Raw genomic sequence first — 16002 nt, forward strand, 5'->3', positions numbered from 1 at the left:
CCGACGTTGTAATCATGGAACTGGTTGTGCGACAGCCCGCTGGCATTGGGCGTGGCGATGTTGATGATCGGCACGCCATTGCCGGCGCGATCCAGCGAGGTGTTCGGGTTGGCAACCACGATGCCGTCGGCCTGCGCCCACATCGGTTGCCAAAACATGACGTTCGCCAAGAGAAACGCCAGCCCGCGCTTGGGCATGCCCAGGAACGATTCACGGGTTTTCACGGCAGCAGAAGACTGGCGAGCGAGGAAGGCGTATTGCCGAACGTCCATGTTTAAAATCTCTTTACAGCGAGCAGGGAATCGGAATTGAAGAGAGGCGCGGCACTCCCGCCGACAGGCACACGCTCTGGCGCCGATCAGAAGAAATAGTCGTTACGAGGAAGATAGTGGCGCACTGATATCAAATAAGCGGCGCGATATTAGATGGCCACTATTTTGGCGTCAATTAATGGATGCGCCGCCCATGCATTGCCGACGAATGGCCAGGGTGTAATTCAGCCATTCGTCAGCAGCCCTCGCGGATCCACAACCAGCCCTGCCGCAGCAATAATCTGTAAACTCTCCCCTCTTTCGCCGCCCTTCATTTCCACGCGGCCATCACCTCTTTAAATGTTGCGGAGTCCGCCTTGCGTCTGTTTCACACCTCCGACTGGCACCTTGGGCAAAACCTGCACGGCCAGGAGCGCGATTTCGAGCATGCGTGCTTCCTCGAATGGCTGCTGCGCCAACTGCAACTGGCGCAGCCGGATGTGCTGCTGATTGCCGGGGACATCTTCGACACGGTCAATCCACCGGTCAAAGCTCAGGAACGCCTCTACGACTTCATCGTCAGCGCCCACGAGCAGCAACCGTTGCTGACCATCGTGATGATCGCCGGCAACCACGATTCCGGCTCGCGGATCGAACTGCCTGCGCCGTTGATGCGGCGTTTGCGCACCCATGCGCTGGGTCGAGTGTTGTGGTTGGATGACGGCCAACTCGACTCCGAACGTCTGCTGCTGCCATTGCCGGACGCGTCAGGGGAAATCGCTGCGTGGTGCCTGGCGCTGCCGTTCCTGCGCCCGGCGGAAGTGACAGGTGCGCATTTGGGTGACAACTATTTGCGCGGCATCGGTCAAGTGCATGAATGGCTGATCGAAGCGGCGAATGCCAAGCGCAAGCCAGGTCAGGCGCTGATCGCTATCAGCCACGCGCACATGGCCGGAGGTTCGGTCTCGGAGGACTCCGAGCGCAGCCTGATCATCGGCAACGCCGAAGCGCTGCCCGCCAGTCTGTTCGGGCCGAGCATCAGCTACGTCGCCCTCGGACATTTGCACAAGCCGCAGAAGGTCAACGGTGAAGAACGCATCCGCTACAGCGGTTCGCCGATTCCGTTGTCGTTCTCGGAAATCAGCTATCAGCATCAGATTCTCGACGTCGTGCTAGAGGGTGAAACCCTGGTCAGCGTCGAGCCGAAACTGATCCCGCGCTCGGTCAACCTGCAACGCATCGGCCCGGCACCGCTGGCCGAGATTTTGCTGCAACTGGCGGACCTGCCGAACATCGATCTGCTCGCCGAAACCCAGCGCCAGCCATGGCTGGAAGTGCGTGTGCGCCTCGACGAACCGCAACCGGATCTGCGCCACCAAGTGGAAACTGCCCTGCAAGGCAAAGCCGTGCGACTGGTGCGCATCGCTGCCGAATACGCCGGTAATCGCGGCGCTGACGGCGTGGAGGACGGCACCGTATTGATCGAACTGGACCAACTCACCCCGCAGGAATTGTTCAGCCGTGCCTGGCTCGACAACTACGGCAACGAGGTCGATGAACAGACCCTCAAGGACTTCGCCGAACTGCTGCAAGACGTGCAAATGGAGGGCGAGCAGCCATGAAGATTCTCGCCATTCGCTTGAAGAACCTCGCTTCGCTGGCGGGTCCGTTCGAGATCGACTTCACCGCCGAGCCGCTCGCCAGCGCTGGCCTGTTCGCGATCACCGGGCCGACCGGTGCCGGTAAAAGCACCCTGCTCGACGCCTTGTGCCTGGCGTTGTTCGGCGCCGTGCCGCGATTGAACAACACTGGTCGTGACGCCAAAGTCCCGGATGCCGACGGCGAAATCGCCACGGGCGACCCGCGTACCTTGCTGCGACGTGGCACTGGCGAAGGCTATGCCGAAGTCGATTTCGTCGGCGTCGACGGCCGGCGCTATCGTGCGCGCTGGGAAGCCAATCGCGCTCGGGAAAAGGCTGGCGGCAAGTTGCAGGTCAGTCGGCAGAGCCTGCGCGATATCGATCAGGATCAACTGCTCGCCAGCCAGAAAGGCGAATACAAGACGCAACTGGAAGCCGCGCTGGGCTTGAACTTCGAGCAGTTCACCCGCGCCGTGTTGCTGGCGCAGAGTGAGTTCAGTGCGTTCCTGAAAGCGGACGACAACGACCGTAGCGAGTTGCTGGAAAAACTCACCGACACCGCGTTGTACACCCGTCTCGGTCGCCGCGCTTTCGACAAGACCAAAGAGGCCCGCGAGGCGCACAAGCTGTTGCAGGATCAGGCCACCGGCGTTACCCCGTTGGCACCCGAAGCCCGCGCTGAACTCGATGAGCGTTTCAACGCTGCGCAGCAACAGATGAAATTGCAGCAGGCGCAGCTCAAGCAGCTTGAACAACAGCACAGTTGGCTCAAGGATTTGCGCCAGTTGCAGGACGCACAGCAAGCGGCAGCCGAGCAGTTGCACAGCGCCCGGCAGCAGTGGGAAAGTCTGGCCGGCGAGCGGGTAAAATTCACGCGTCTGGAGCAGCTCGGCCCGCAACGGCATCAGTTCGCCCGCAAAACCGAGCTCGATACACTGTTGACGCCGCTGGCCGCACAGATTGCCGCGCACACACAGCAACACGCCGAGCTGACCGAGCGCCAGACGCTTCTGGAGCAAAACCTCGACGCCGCGAAAGTCGCCCTGAGCGGCGCCCAGCAACAGCACAACGCAAGCGCGCCGCTGTTGCGTCAGGCCTTTGAAGAGCAAAGTACCCTCACCCGCCTGGCCAAGGACACCGCCCTCAGCGCTGAAGCGAAGCAGAAAGCAGAACAGTCCTGCAATGAAGGTCAGCAGACGATTCAAGCCTTGCTGGACAAGCAGACCCAGGTCGCCGAACGCCTGCAACAGATCGCCGCCGGACTTGAGCAAAGCGCTCATCTGGCACCGTTGAGCGATGCGTGGAATGCCTACCGCGATCGCCTGCAACAACTAATGCTGATTGGCAATCGCCTGAACAAAGGCCAAGCCGAGCTGGCCTCGCTTGAAGAAAATGCCACTCGCAGCGCCGATACATTTGCGACACAAAAGCAGCAACTGGAAGTGTTGTTCAAAGAGGCTGGTGCCGAGCCGGATGCCGTGGCCGAGCAGATCGGCATCCTCGGCAATCTGTTGCAGGACAACCGCAAACAGTTGCGTGCCATCGAAGACCTTTCGCGCCTGTGGGCCAGCCAACAGGATCTGGACAAACGCGGCACCGAGCTGCAAGAGCGTCAGCTCAGCGCTCAGCAGGAACGCGAGCGGCTGACTCAGGACGGCGTTAAAACCAAGGCTGAACTGACCGTCGCCGAGCAAACCCTTAACGTCACCCGCGAACTGCTTGAGCGTCAGCGTCTGGCGCGCAGTGCCAGTGTCGAGGAACTGCGCGCGCAGTTGCAGGACGACCAGCCGTGCCCGGTCTGCGGCAGCAACGAACATCCGTACCACCAGCCCGAGGCGCTGTTGCAAAGCCTCGGCAAACACGATGAAAGCGAGCAGGCCAACGCGCAGCGAGTGGTCGATCAGCTCAAGGAAAAGCTTATCGAGTTGCGCGCCGAAGTCGGTGGCGTTATTGCTCAGCAGAAAGAACTGCTGCAACAGCAGGAACAGCTGGCTACCCAGCAGCAAGCGCTGGCGCCGAGCCTCGACGCGCATCCGCTGAGCGCGCAATTGTTCAATCACGACGCGGACAAACGCGATGCCTGGCTGACCCGGCAAAACGATCAACTGAACCTGAGCATTACTCAGGATGAACAACGCCAGAACGCCCTGCTGACACTGCAACAAGATGCCGCGCGCCTGACCCAGCAACTGCGTCAGGCCGAAACCGCGCATCAGCAAGCCGCGCAGCATTTGAGCAACCAGCAGCGCGAGTTGAACAACGACCGGCAGCGGCTTGATGAAGAACTCACCGCGTTCGCCAGTCTGCTGCCGGCGGACACACTTGAGGCCTTGCGTGTCGAGCCCGCGGCGACGTTCATGCAACTGGATCGACAGATCGCCGAGCGCCTTGAGCAAGTCGATCAGCAAAAGGAAGAGCTGGCCGAACAGCAACAGCGTCAACAAGTGCTGGAGAAAGAACAGGATCGTCAGCAGAGCCGCGTGCAACAGTCGCAAGCCGCCGAACAGCAGTTCAATGCGCTGGCCGAGCAACAGCGGGCCTGTCAGGAACAGCTCGCGCAACTGCTCGGTGAACACCGCAGCGCCGAGCACTGGCAGGAGCAACTGGAGCATGCCGTGGAGCAGGCTCGCAACGCCGAAACCGCTACCGCTCAGGAACTGCAAAACGTGCGCACGCAACGTGTGCAGATCGCCGCTGAACTCAAGGCGCAGCAGGAACGCTTGCAGGCGCTGGACAGTGAAGACCGGGATCTGGCCGGCAAGATTGCCGACTGGCGCGCCCGTCATCCGGAACTGGACGACGGCGGCCTCGAAGACCTGTTGCGCGTTGACGATGGGCAAGTTGCTGAACTGCGCCAGCGCTTGCAGCTCAATGAAAAAGCCATCGAGCAGGCCAATGTCTTGTTGCAGGAACGCGACCAGCGCTTGCTCGACCATCAGGCCCAGCACAACGGCAATCTCGACGCCGAACAACTGGCCAGTGCCCTCGCCGACCTGCAACACCAGTTCAACCTCAGTGAACAGCAATGCGCCGAATTGCGCGCCGAACAGGCTGAAGACCAGCGCCGACAAAACGCCAATCAGGCATTGGCGCAGCAGATCGCCGACGCCTATGCCGAGTACCAGCGCTGGGCACGCCTGAGCGCGTTGATCGGCTCGGCGACTGGCGACACGTTCCGCAAGATCGCCCAGGCGTATAACCTCGATTTGCTGGTGCACCACGCCAACGTACAACTGCGCCAACTGGTCAAGCGCTATCGCCTGAAACGCGGCGGCAGCATGTTGGGCCTGTTGGTGATGGACACGGAAATGGGCGACGAACTGCGCTCGGTGCATTCGCTGTCCGGCGGTGAAACCTTCCTGGTGTCGCTGGCGTTGGCGCTGGGGCTGGCATCGATGGCGTCGAGCACGCTGAAGATCGAATCGCTGTTCATCGACGAAGGCTTCGGCAGCCTCGATCCGGAGTCGTTGCAACTGGCGATGGACGCCCTCGATGGCTTGCAGGCGCAGGGCCGCAAAGTCGCGGTGATTTCCCACGTACAGGAAATGCACGAGCGGATTCCGGTGCAGATTCAGGTGCAGCGTCAGGGCAATGGTTTGAGCACATTGGAGGTGAAATGAACACGCTGTATTCCTTCCGCCGCTGCCCGTACGCGATGCGTGCGCGGATGGCGCTGCGCTATTCGGGCGTGCCGGTGAACATTGTCGAAGTCAGCCTGAAGGCCAAGCCGGCCGAGATGCTGAAGATCTCACCGAAAGGCACGGTGCCGGTGCTGGATGCGGGTGGACGGGTGATTGATGAGAGCCTGGAGATCATGCGCTGGGCGCTGGCGCAGAATGATCCGCAGGATTGGTTGCTTGGCGGTGACTCACGGATTGCCGAGTTGATCGACGCGAATGATCAGGGGTTCAAGGTACAGTTGAATCGCTATAAATATGCCGAGCGTTATCCGGAACAACCGATGGAGGTTTATCGGGCCGAGGGTGCGGTGTATTTGCAGAGACTGGAAGAACTGCTGAAGGATCGCGATTACTTGCTGGCTGATCATCCGAGCCTGGCGGATATCGCCTTGCTGCCCTTCGTCCGCCAGTTCGCCCATGTTGATCGCGAGTGGTTTGCGCAGACGCCTTATGTGCGGTTGCAGACGTGGTTGCAGCGCTTCCTCGAATCCGAGCTCTTCACTTCAATCATGAAGAAATAACACTGAACCCGGCCTGACACAGCACCTGTGGCGAGGGAGCTTGCTCCCGCTCGGCTGCGCAGCAGTCGCAAAACCATTGGATTCGGTATATCAGCAATACTGTGTTTGCTGGATTTGGGGCTGCTTCGCAACCCAGCGGGAGCAAGCTCCCTCGCCACAATGGATCGCGTTGTCTACGCCAGCGCGTCGCACATGCCCAGTGCCATGCAATCCACTTCAAACGGCCCGAGAAAATCGGCCGAGACCTTCGCCGGTGGATTACCCGCCATTAGCCCCAATGTATTCGCCCGTTCGATGTTGTGCGCGATGGTGTGATTGGCCTCTATGGCCCGGGCCAGACCACCCACCGAGCCCTGTCCTATCCCCAGCAGCGAAGCGCCATTGGTCATGAACGCAAGTACCGCAATAACCCAGAGTCTGTAGCCTTTCATGCTCCGCCGACTCCTGCGAGTTCAGCCCGATCGACCATCACGCTTTGCGAGCGCAGTTCGAACTGGACGCCGGGGTGGGCGACTTGAATCGGTGCTTCGAAGGTGTGTTCCATCTGCGAGGCGATGCTGACGACCAGCACCAGAGCCAGGTAAAGACCGATGGCCAGGTAGGCGCCGAATTTGGCAGAAGAGATGATTGCGCTGGCCATGGTGTTCTCCGTAGGCATGTTTCAGTGCCCACAGGATCAATCAAAAAAACCGCATCAACCACTCAGCGTTTCCCATAGTAACCATCAGCTTCGTTGATTATTTAGCCAGTCTATTTGCGGGTTTGAAGAAACCTATCGTGCTGCGAAAAACACACGTGCAGGAGCTGCCGAAGGCTGCGATCTTTTGACGTTGAAGATCAAAAGATCGCAGCCTTCGGCAGCTCCTACAGGGAGTCGCGCGAGGCGGGAATTTCAGTGTTGGGCTTTGTGATCCAGGGCGGCGTAGAAGTTGGCGCTCTGTTGCAGGTATTTCTGGGTGTAGCTCTGGGTGTGGGATTTTTTGCCGGCGATTTCAACGTTGGCACTGGCTGGCAGCGCAACGGTGGCGGAGATGGCGGAAGCGGCGATAACGGAGAAGAGATTGAAGTTCATGGCGGTAACCCTCGAGTTCGGTTGGCTTGCTTGCCCGGTTGGGCCGTGGAGCAAACTTAACGCTCGAGGGTTGATCGCTTGAAATGCTTTGTAGCATTACCGGATATCAGCGCGATTAATACAAAGCGACAGGCCCCATAAACCGGGGCCTGTGGCTTATTGTCGCACTAGAAACTTGAGGTCGCTCGGGGCGTCCATCGGCAGTTTCTGCACGGTTTTGCCGAGCAGACCGGTCTTGCCATCGCGTTCGACGACGACAATTTCGTTGCTCTTCTGGTTGGCAATCAGCAGGAATTTGCCACTTGGATCGAGGCTGAACTCACGCGGGTGATCACCTTCCACCGAACGCTTTTGCAGCTCTTTGAGCTGAGCGGTCGCCGGATCGATGCTGAACACCACCAGTTGATTAGCGGTGCCACGGTTGCTGACGTAGAGGAATTTGCCGTCCGCCGACGCATGCAGCGCGGCTCCAGCCTTGTCCGAGGTCGGCTGGCCAGCGGCCAGATCGACCAGTTGCGTCTGGGTCAGCACGCCGTCGTTGTAGTCGAACACTGCGACCTGCGCGCTCATTTCCATGGTCAGCCAGGCATGCTTGCCGTCAGCGCTGAACAGCAGATGACGCGGACCGCTGCCGGCAGGCATTGCCACGGAAGCGGTTTTCGCGGGTGTCAGCGGCAAGTCCGGGTTGGCTTTCGGGTCGAATTTGTAGATGAAGACCTTGTCAGCCCCCAGGTCATTGGAGAACACGTAGTGGCCGTCCGGCGAGGAAACCGTCGAGTGCACGTGGTTCGAGGCCTGACGCTCGGGATTAACCCGGCTCGCCGGGTGCGCGCTCATCTGCACAACGGGTTTGAGCTTGCCGTCGGCACCGACCGGCAACACCGCCAGGGTTCCACCCGGATCTTCCATCACCGAATAGTTGCTGACGAACAGGTGGCTGGCGTCAGCGCTGAGGCTCGAATGGGTCGGCTCGTTGCCCAGGCTTTGCACTTGATTGATCAGGCTCAGCGCGTGGGTTTTCGGATCGATTGAGTAACTGCTGACGCGACCGACCGGGTCTTTCTGACCGGGGCCGTTTTCATTGATCACGAACAGACGTTTCTGGTCTTTGGAGAGCGTCAGCCACGACGGGTTTTCACTCTTGACCTCTTGCAGCGGCTTGGCCGCGATCTGGCCGGTGGCGCTGTCGAAGTTCATTCGATAGATGCCCTGGCTGGTGCCTGCGGTGTAGGAGCCGACCAGCAGCTGGAAGTTTTCTGCGGATGCAGTGGATAGGCCCATTGCGCCAACGCTGCCGGCCATCAGCAGCGGCCAGAATTTACGCATTTTCATCAGTGTCATCCTCGTCGTCGCTGCTGCTGACTACATCGCCGAGGCAGACCAGGCGGTGCTCGCCAACGGTTTTGGTGTCGCTGGCAAACCCGATGATCAACCAGCTCTGCAAGTCTTCGTCGAACGTTGCTGCTGAAACCTGAGCCGGTGTGAATTCCCAATGCTTGGCCGCTCGGCCATCGATGCACTCGATGTGCAGGTTGTCGTCTTCGTCGAGGGCGAATTCGAAGGCGTGCAGGCCATCGATTTCGACCATACCGCAGTGTTCGAGGGCGTCGAGAAGGGTTTGGGTTGTCATGGCAAACAGTCTTTCTAGGGGGGAAAGGGCCAATGATAGCTCAATGTGATCCAGAGGCCTTGCTGGAACCCCTGTGGGAGCGAGCCTGCTCGCGAATGCGCTGTGTCAGGCCATGAAAGACTGACTGGAAGAATGCATTCGCGAGCAGGCTCGCTCCCACAGGAGATATCGGCTGTCAGTTACAACGCATCGCGTGAGGGTTTGCCGTCCACCAGACGCTGGATGCGCAGCGGGTTGGCGTTTTTCAACGGCTCCGGCAGCATGCTGTCCGGGTAATTCTGGAAGCACACCGGACGCAGGAAGCGATCGATGGCGAGCGTACCGACGGAGGTGCCACGGGCATCGGACGTCGCCGGATACGGCCCGCCGTGCACCATCGAATCGCACACTTCGACGCCAGTCGGATAGCCGTTGAGCAGGATCCGCCCGACCTTCTGTTCCAGCAGCGGCGTCAGTTCAGGAAAGCGTTCGAAGTCCGCCTGCTCGCCAATGATCGTCGCCGTCAGTTGCCCGTGCAGGCCATGCAGTGCGGCGCTGAGCTGCGCCTTGTCCGCGACTTCGACAATCACCGTGGTCGGGCCAAACACTTCTTCCTGCAACACTTCATCGCCATCGATCAACAGGCTTGCATCGGCCTTGAACAACTGCGGTTGCGCCTGATTGCCCTGCTGCGGATTGCCCGCCAGATGCTCAATGCCTGTATGCGCCAAGAGCTTCTGCAAGCCTTTGCCATAGCTGCCGAGGGTCCCGGCATTGAGCATGGTTTGCGCCGGTTGATCGCCGATCAGCCCGGTTAACTGCTGCACGAAAGCGCTGAACTGTGGCGAGCGGATGCCGATGACCAGGCCCGGATTGGTACAGAACTGACCGCAACCCTGCACCACCGACGCGGTGAGGTCGCGGGCAACGCTTTCCGAACGCGCCGCCAGTGCCTGCGGCAGGATGATCACCGGGTTGATGCTCGACATCTCGGCGAACACCGGGATCGGTTGCGCACGCGCAGCGGCCATGTCGCACAGGGCACGACCGCCCTTGAGCGAACCGGTGAAACCGACAGCCTGGATCGCCGGATGCTTGACCAGCCATTCGCCGACGCCGCCGCCATAGATCATGTTGAACACGCCGGCCGGCATGGCGGTCTTTTCCGCTGCGCGAATCATCGCGTCGGCGACCAGCTCAGCCGTGGCCATATGGCCGCTGTGCGCCTTGAACACCACCGGGCAACCGGCGGCCAGCGCCGACGCGGTGTCACCGCCAGCAGTGGAAAATGCCAGCGGGAAGTTGCTGGCGCCAAACACCGCCACCGGGCCGAGGCCGATGCGGTACTGACGCAGATCGGGACGCGGCATTGGTTGACGATCCGGCAACGGCAGATCGATCCGCGCCCCATAAAAATCACCACGACGCAGCACTTTGGCGAACAGGCGCATCTGCCCGCTGGTGCGCCCGCGCTCACCTTGAATACGACCAGCCGGCAACGCGGTTTCGCGGCAGACCACAGCAACGAAGTCATCGCCGAGCGCGTCCAGTTCATCAGCGATCGCATCGAGAAACTGTGCGCGACGTTCAGCGCTGAGGCTGCGATAAGCCGGGTACGCGGCAGCGGCCGCTTTGGCGGCGGCGTCGACTTCCTGCTCGGTGGCCTGAATGAAATCGTGAGGCAATTGCTCGCCAGTGGTGGCGTCGACGCTTTGCAGCTTGACGTTACCGGCGGCGCTGCGCTGCCCGCCAATGTAGTTGTGACCGAGAATCTGAGTCATGGGATCTCCTTAAAGGGTGCCGATGCTGTCCGGTTCAAAAGTCGCTGCGACCGGGACGATGCCATTGACCAGCGGTGCGCCGAATTCGGCCTGGCTGATCTCGAATACATCGCCCGGTTGCGTGCGGATGCCGTCGGCGAACGACAGGGTCGCGGTGCCGAAGAAGTGAATGTGCACGTCGCCCGGGCGCAGGAACTGGCTGTATTTGAAGTGGTGGTATTCGAGGTTGGCGAGGCTGTGGCACATGTTCGCCTCGCCACTGAGGAACTCGTTCTGCCACAGCACTTCGCCATCGCGCAGAATGCGACTGCTGCCTGCAAGATGTTGAGGCAGTTCGCCGACGCGAAGTTCCGGGCCATAACTGCAACTGCGCAATTTCGAGTGGGCCAGGTACAAGTAATTCTTGCGCTCCATGATGTGGTCGGAGAACTCGTTGCCGACCGCGAAGCCCAGCCGATACGGCTTGCCGTCATGCCCGATGACGTAGAGGCCGGCCATCTCCGGCTCTTCGCCGGCGTCTTCGGCAAACGCTGGCAACGGGAACGGTTGGCCCGGACGCACGACGATGCTGCCGTCGCCCTTGTAGAACCATTCCGGCTGCACGCCGGCCTGCCCCGCCGCCGGTTTGCCGCCCTCCACGCCCCATTTGAAAATGCGCATGGTGTCGGTCATTGTCGCTTCGTCGCCAGCCTGCTGATGCATTTTGTCCCGGGCCGAGGCGCTGCCCAGATGCGTCAGCCCGGTGCCGCTGACCAGCGTGTGCGCCGGGTCCGGATGATCGAGCGGCGGCAGAATGCGCAGGTCTTTGAGCAACTGCGCATAGTCGTGGCTGATCCCGAGGCCAAGTGTTTGCACTTGCTGTTCGAGGGTGCTGCCGGCCTCGATCGCGGCCAAGGCCAGATCGCGGGTAGTGCGGGCGTCTTGCACCTCGCGCACCAGACCGTCCTCGACCACGCCGACGCGGCGTTCGCCGTTACTTAATTCGAATTGAACCAGATGCATATTCTTCTCCTATTCCTTCGAAAACACCGCTGATCCCTGTGGGAGCTGGCTTGCCAGCGATGGCGGCGGCACATTCAGCATTGATGTGACTGACAGATTGCTATCGCTGGCAAGCCAGCTCCCACAGGGTTTGCGGTGATGGATCGTTTGATATCAGGTACGGGTGGCACCGCGTGCGCTGGCAGCGAACTGGTCAACCGGCAGGACGTGTTTGCGTTCCAGCACACGGTAGACGATGCCTGTAAGAATCAAGCCGAACACCATCACCCCGGACAGGAAATACAGGCCGGACGCCAGATTCCCGGTGTACTCCTTCAACGCACCGATCACGAACGGCCCGATGTACCCACCCAGATTCCCCACCGAGTTGATCAGCGCGATCCCCGCCGCCGCACTCGCGCCGGCAAAGAACCGTCCCGGCAGGGTCCAGAACACCGCCGTGCACGAAAACAGCGCGAACGCCACCAGACACAGCGCCGCCAGTTGCGCCACCGGCAACGACAGCCAGGCACTGAGGAACAGGCCAATCGCACCGAGCACATAGAGCACCGCCAAATGACCGTAGCGATCATTCATGCGGTCAGAACTACGCGGCACGATCAGCAAACCGATGATCCCGAAGATGTACGGCACCGACGAGACAAACCCGGTCACCAGATCGCTGCCGCCAAACTGTTTGATCAGCGTCGGTAGCCACAGCCCCAAACCATAAATGCTCAACGTCACCGGCAGATAAAACAGCGCCAGCAGCAACACGCGTTTGTCTTTCAACGCATGCAGCGGATTGCCGTGGCGAGTCTGACCGTATGCCTGCAAATCCTTTTTCAGTTCGCCGGTCAGCCAGTCCTTCTCGGATTGATCCATCCATTTCACTTGTTGCGGACCGTCTGGCAACCAGCGCAATACCGGCCAGGTCAGCAGGATCGCCGGGGTGCCGATGACGATGAACAGCCACTGCCAGCCATGCAGCCCAAGGATGCCGTCCATGCCCAGCAAGCCGCCGGACACCGGGCCGGTGATCATCATCGCGATAGGTTGGGAGAGGATGAACAGGCCGAGGATCTTGCCGCGATGGCGCACCGGGAACCATTGGGTGATGTAGTACAGAACGCCGGGGAAGAACCCCGCCTCCGCCGCGCCGAGCAGAAAGCGCATCACGTAGAAACTGTGCGGGCCCTGGACGAACGCCATGCCGATGGTGATGGCGCCCCAGGTGATCATGATCCGCGCAAACCAGCGCCGCGCACCGAAGCGTTCGAGCATCAGGTTGCTGGGGATTTCGAGGAGAAAGTAGCCGATGAAAAACAGCCCGGCACCGAGCCCGTAGGCGGCATCGCCGATACCGATGTCGGCGCCCATGTGCAGCTTGGCGAAGCCGACGGCGGAGCGATCCACATAGGCGATCAGGTACAGCAGGATCAGGAAGGGAATCAGTTTCAGCGTGATGCGCCGGACAAGCCGCAGTTCCTGGCTCATGAGATCGGTCTCCGATTGTTGTTTTTATAGAACCTCGGGGGACGCCTCTCACGGAAAACCGTCAGGGCCATCCCTCCGTCGAAAACGACTATATAGTAATACTAATTACCCAACAACACTTCCAAAGCTCCGATTTTGCGCTTATGTTAGGCCGTAGCTCGAACACTATAGTCATACAATAAGAGAATCGATTATGTCTGATAAGAAACCCACCCTGCGCTCCGCCCAATGGTTTGGCACGGCCGACAAGAACGGCTTCATGTACCGCAGCTGGATGAAGAATCAGGGCATCGCCGACCACCAGTTTCATGGCAAGCCGATCATCGGCATTTGCAACACCTGGTCGGAACTGACCCCGTGCAACGCGCATTTCCGCCAGATCGCGGAGCACGTCAAACGCGGGGTGATCGAGGCCGGTGGCTTTCCAGTGGAATTCCCGGTGTTCTCCAATGGCGAATCGAACCTGCGCCCGACCGCCATGCTCACCCGTAACCTGGCGAGCATGGACGTCGAGGAAGCGATTCGTGGCAACCCGATTGACGGCGTGGTGCTGCTGACCGGTTGCGACAAAACCACCCCGGCGCTGCTGATGGGCGCGGCCAGTTGCGACGTGCCGGCCATCGTCGTCACCGGCGGGCCGATGCTCAACGGCAAGCACAAAGGCAAGGACATCGGCTCCGGCACGGTGGTCTGGCAGCTCAGCGAACAGGTCAAGGCCGGCACCATCACCATCGACGATTTCCTTGCAGCCGAGGGCGGCATGTCGCGTTCGGCGGGCACCTGCAACACCATGGGCACGGCGTCGACCATGGCCTGCATGGCCGAAGCACTGGGCACCTCCCTGCCCCACAACGCGGCGATTCCGGCGGTGGATGCGCGGCGTTATGTGCTCGCGCACATGTCCGGCATGCGTGCCGTGGAGATGGTTCGCGAAGATTTGAAACTGTCGAAAATCCTCACCAAGGAAGCCTTTGAAAACGCCATTCGGGTCAACGCTGCCATCGGCGGTTCGACCAACGCCGTGATTCACTTGAAAGCCATCGCCGGACGCATCGGCGTCGAACTGGATCTGGACGACTGGACCCGCATCGGGCGCGGCATGCCGACCATCGTTGACCTGCAGCCGTCCGGGCGCTTCCTGATGGAAGAGTTCTACTACGCCGGTGGTTTGCCGGCGGTGCTGCGTCGTCTCGGTGAAGCCAATCTGATCCCTAATCCGAATGCATTGACCGTCAACGGCAAGACGCTCGGCGAGAACACCAAGGATGCGCCGATCTACGGCGAGGACGAGGTGATCCGCACCCTCGACAACCCGATTCGCGCCGACGGCGGTATCTGTGTGCTGCGCGGCAATCTGGCGCCACTCGGCGCGGTGCTCAAGCCGTCCGCCGCCACTCCGGAATTGATGCAGCATCGTGGCCGTGCGGTGGTGTTCGAGAACTTCGACATGTACAAAGCGCGCATCAACGATCCGGAACTGGATGTCGACAAGGATTCGATTCTGGTGATGAAGAACTGCGGGCCAAAGGGTTATCCGGGCATGGCCGAAGTCGGCAACATGGGCCTGCCGGCCAAGCTGTTGGCGCAGGGTGTGACGGACATGGTACGGATTTCCGATGCGCGGATGAGCGGCACCGCGTATGGCACGGTGGTTTTGCACGTGGCGCCGGAGGCGGCGGCGGGCGGGCCTCTGGCGACGGTGAAGGAAGGCGACTGGATCGAGCTGGATTGCGCCAGTGGGCGTTTGCATCTGGACATTCCGGATGCCGAGCTGGCGGCGCGCATGGCCGATCTGCAACCACCGCAGCAGTTGCTGGTGGGTGGCTATCGTCAGTTGTACATCGACCACGTACTGCAGGCGGATCAGGGCTGTGACTTTGACTTCCTGGTCGGTTGCCGAGGCGCGGAAGTCCCCCGTCATTCCCATTAAGATCAAAAGATCGCAGCCTGCGACAGCTCCTACATTGGAATGCATTCCCCTGTGGGAGCGAGCCTGCTCGCGAAGAGGGAGTGTCAGTCAATATACAGTTGCCTGACCCACCGCTTTCGCGAGCAGGCTCGCTCCCACATTTGGCTTGTGTATCTGCCTCAAGATTGTGTCGTGCCTGCTATGATGCGCGGCATCTCCATCGCTCAGGATCGCGCCGTTCCCCATGGATTACCGCAAACCTTCCGACCGCAAAAGCATGCACTCGCGCATCGTCCAGGAACTGGGCATGCAGATCGTCTCCGGACGTTTTTTGCCCGATGACAAACTGCCCGCCGAAGCCTTGCTGTGCGAGGAGTACGCGGTCAGCCGACCGGTGCTGCGCGAGGCCACGCGGGTGCTGGTGGCCAAGGGGCTGGTGTATTCGAAACCGCGTGTCGGCACGGTGGTCAAGGCTCGGCGCGAGTGGCACATGCTCGATCCGGACGTGCTGCACTGGCTGATGCAAAGCAGCCCGCAGAACGAGTTCTTCAATGTCCTGACCAGCGTGCGCAGCATCATCGAACCGGCCGCTGCCGCCCTCGCCGCCCAGCACGCGACCGAGGCTGACATTGCCCTGATCGGCGAAGCCTACCAACGCATGGAAGCAGCGCCGACGCCGGAAGCCCTGCTGCAACCGGATCTGGATTTTCATAGCCGCATTGCCGATGCCACACACAATGATTTGCTGGCGAATCTGTGCAACATGCTCTCGGTAGCGATTGCAGAGGCGTTGAAGCATTCGAATCAGCGGCCGAATCTGCATGAGCTGGCATTGCCGCGACACAAGGCGATTCTCACCGCTATCGAGAACCGTGATGCGCTGGGCGCCCGCCACGCCACACTCGTACAGCTGGATGATGCGCGGAGTGCGCTGAGTGTTGTGCTCGGAACAGAACTCTCCTGACACCCCCCAATTCCCTATGTAGGAGTGAGCCTGCTCGCGATAGCGGTATATCAGGTAAAGAATCACAGTCTGTAACACCGCAAAACCGCGCCCGCGC

At 60.5% G+C, this 16002-nt stretch carries 14 protein-coding genes; 5 read left to right on the top strand and 9 right to left on the bottom strand.

Annotated features, from left to right (window positions below; all coding sequences use genetic code 11):
* A partial coding sequence (locus ACIOWE_RS18015) for a hypothetical protein (protein ID WP_401394008.1) occupies nucleotides 1-272 on the bottom strand: 272 nt, incomplete at its 3' end.
* A gap of 356 nt (nucleotides 273-628) precedes the next feature.
* On the opposite strand from ACIOWE_RS18015, the gene ACIOWE_RS18020 reads away from it, so the two are divergent.
* Genes ACIOWE_RS18020 through ACIOWE_RS18030 form a run of 3 tightly spaced genes read left to right on the top strand, consistent with a single transcriptional unit; the run spans nucleotide 629 to nucleotide 6092 of the window.
* Entirely contained in the window at nucleotides 629-1873 is a 1245-nt protein-coding gene (locus ACIOWE_RS18020; RefSeq protein WP_401394011.1) for an exonuclease SbcCD subunit D C-terminal domain-containing protein, read from the top strand.
* Nucleotides 1870-5511 (top strand): AAA family ATPase, encoded by a 3642-nt coding sequence (locus tag ACIOWE_RS18025; RefSeq protein WP_401394014.1) that lies wholly within the window; start codon nucleotides 1870-1872, stop codon nucleotides 5509-5511. Before ACIOWE_RS18020 ends, ACIOWE_RS18025 begins: the two co-directional genes overlap by 4 nt.
* Nucleotides 5508-6092, top strand: coding sequence for a glutathione S-transferase (locus ACIOWE_RS18030; RefSeq protein ID WP_401394016.1), 585 nt, complete (start codon nucleotides 5508-5510; stop codon nucleotides 6090-6092). The genes ACIOWE_RS18025 and ACIOWE_RS18030 overlap by 4 nt, the downstream gene beginning before the upstream one ends.
* Nucleotides 6093-6265: 173 nt before the next feature.
* Here the strand turns inward: ACIOWE_RS18030 and ACIOWE_RS18035 are convergent, their stop codons facing one another.
* The 8 genes from ACIOWE_RS18035 to ACIOWE_RS18070 form a co-directional block, all read right to left on the bottom strand.
* Complete coding sequence (locus tag ACIOWE_RS18035) at nucleotides 6266-6523, bottom strand: hypothetical protein (RefSeq protein WP_401394019.1); 258 nt, start codon at nucleotides 6521-6523, stop codon at nucleotides 6266-6268.
* Complete coding sequence (locus ACIOWE_RS18040; protein ID WP_201237845.1) at nucleotides 6520-6732, bottom strand: hypothetical protein; 213 nt, start codon at nucleotides 6730-6732, stop codon at nucleotides 6520-6522. The genes ACIOWE_RS18035 and ACIOWE_RS18040 overlap by 4 nt, the downstream gene beginning before the upstream one ends.
* 252 nt (nucleotides 6733-6984) lie before the next feature.
* A complete protein-coding gene (locus ACIOWE_RS18045; protein ID WP_115989595.1) occupies nucleotides 6985-7164 on the bottom strand; it encodes a hypothetical protein in 180 nt (59 codons plus the stop codon).
* A gap of 156 nt (nucleotides 7165-7320) precedes the next feature.
* On the bottom strand, nucleotides 7321-8496 hold the full coding sequence (locus ACIOWE_RS18050) for a lactonase family protein (protein ID WP_401394022.1): 1176 nt from the start codon (nucleotides 8494-8496) through the stop codon (nucleotides 7321-7323).
* Nucleotides 8483-8794 (bottom strand): DUF5629 family protein, encoded by a 312-nt coding sequence (locus ACIOWE_RS18055; protein WP_401394025.1) that lies wholly within the window; start codon nucleotides 8792-8794, stop codon nucleotides 8483-8485. The genes ACIOWE_RS18050 and ACIOWE_RS18055 overlap by 14 nt, the downstream gene beginning before the upstream one ends.
* Nucleotides 8795-8973: 179 nt before the next feature.
* Complete coding sequence (locus ACIOWE_RS18060) at nucleotides 8974-10554, bottom strand: aldehyde dehydrogenase (NADP(+)) (protein WP_401394028.1); 1581 nt, start codon at nucleotides 10552-10554, stop codon at nucleotides 8974-8976.
* 9 nt (nucleotides 10555-10563) lie between these two features.
* Complete coding sequence (gene araD1 / locus ACIOWE_RS18065) at nucleotides 10564-11556, bottom strand: AraD1 family protein (protein ID WP_401394031.1); 993 nt, start codon at nucleotides 11554-11556, stop codon at nucleotides 10564-10566.
* 153 nt (nucleotides 11557-11709) lie between these two features.
* Nucleotides 11710-13032, bottom strand: coding sequence for an MFS transporter (locus tag ACIOWE_RS18070; RefSeq protein WP_401394034.1), 1323 nt, complete (start codon nucleotides 13030-13032; stop codon nucleotides 11710-11712).
* A gap of 193 nt (nucleotides 13033-13225) precedes the next feature.
* On the opposite strand from ACIOWE_RS18070, the gene ACIOWE_RS18075 reads away from it, so the two are divergent.
* Together ACIOWE_RS18075 and ACIOWE_RS18080 are read left to right on the top strand one after the other, a co-directional pair.
* Nucleotides 13226-14962 (top strand): IlvD/Edd family dehydratase, encoded by a 1737-nt coding sequence (locus ACIOWE_RS18075; RefSeq protein WP_166217541.1) that lies wholly within the window; start codon nucleotides 13226-13228, stop codon nucleotides 14960-14962.
* 223 nt (nucleotides 14963-15185) lie between these two features.
* On the top strand, nucleotides 15186-15905 hold the full coding sequence (locus ACIOWE_RS18080; RefSeq protein ID WP_103305757.1) for a FadR/GntR family transcriptional regulator: 720 nt from the start codon (nucleotides 15186-15188) through the stop codon (nucleotides 15903-15905).
* Nucleotides 15906-16002: the final 97 nt, after the last annotated feature.

This window comes from Pseudomonas sp. NPDC087598, assembly GCF_044743525.1.
GTDB lineage: Bacteria > Pseudomonadota > Gammaproteobacteria > Pseudomonadales > Pseudomonadaceae > Aquipseudomonas.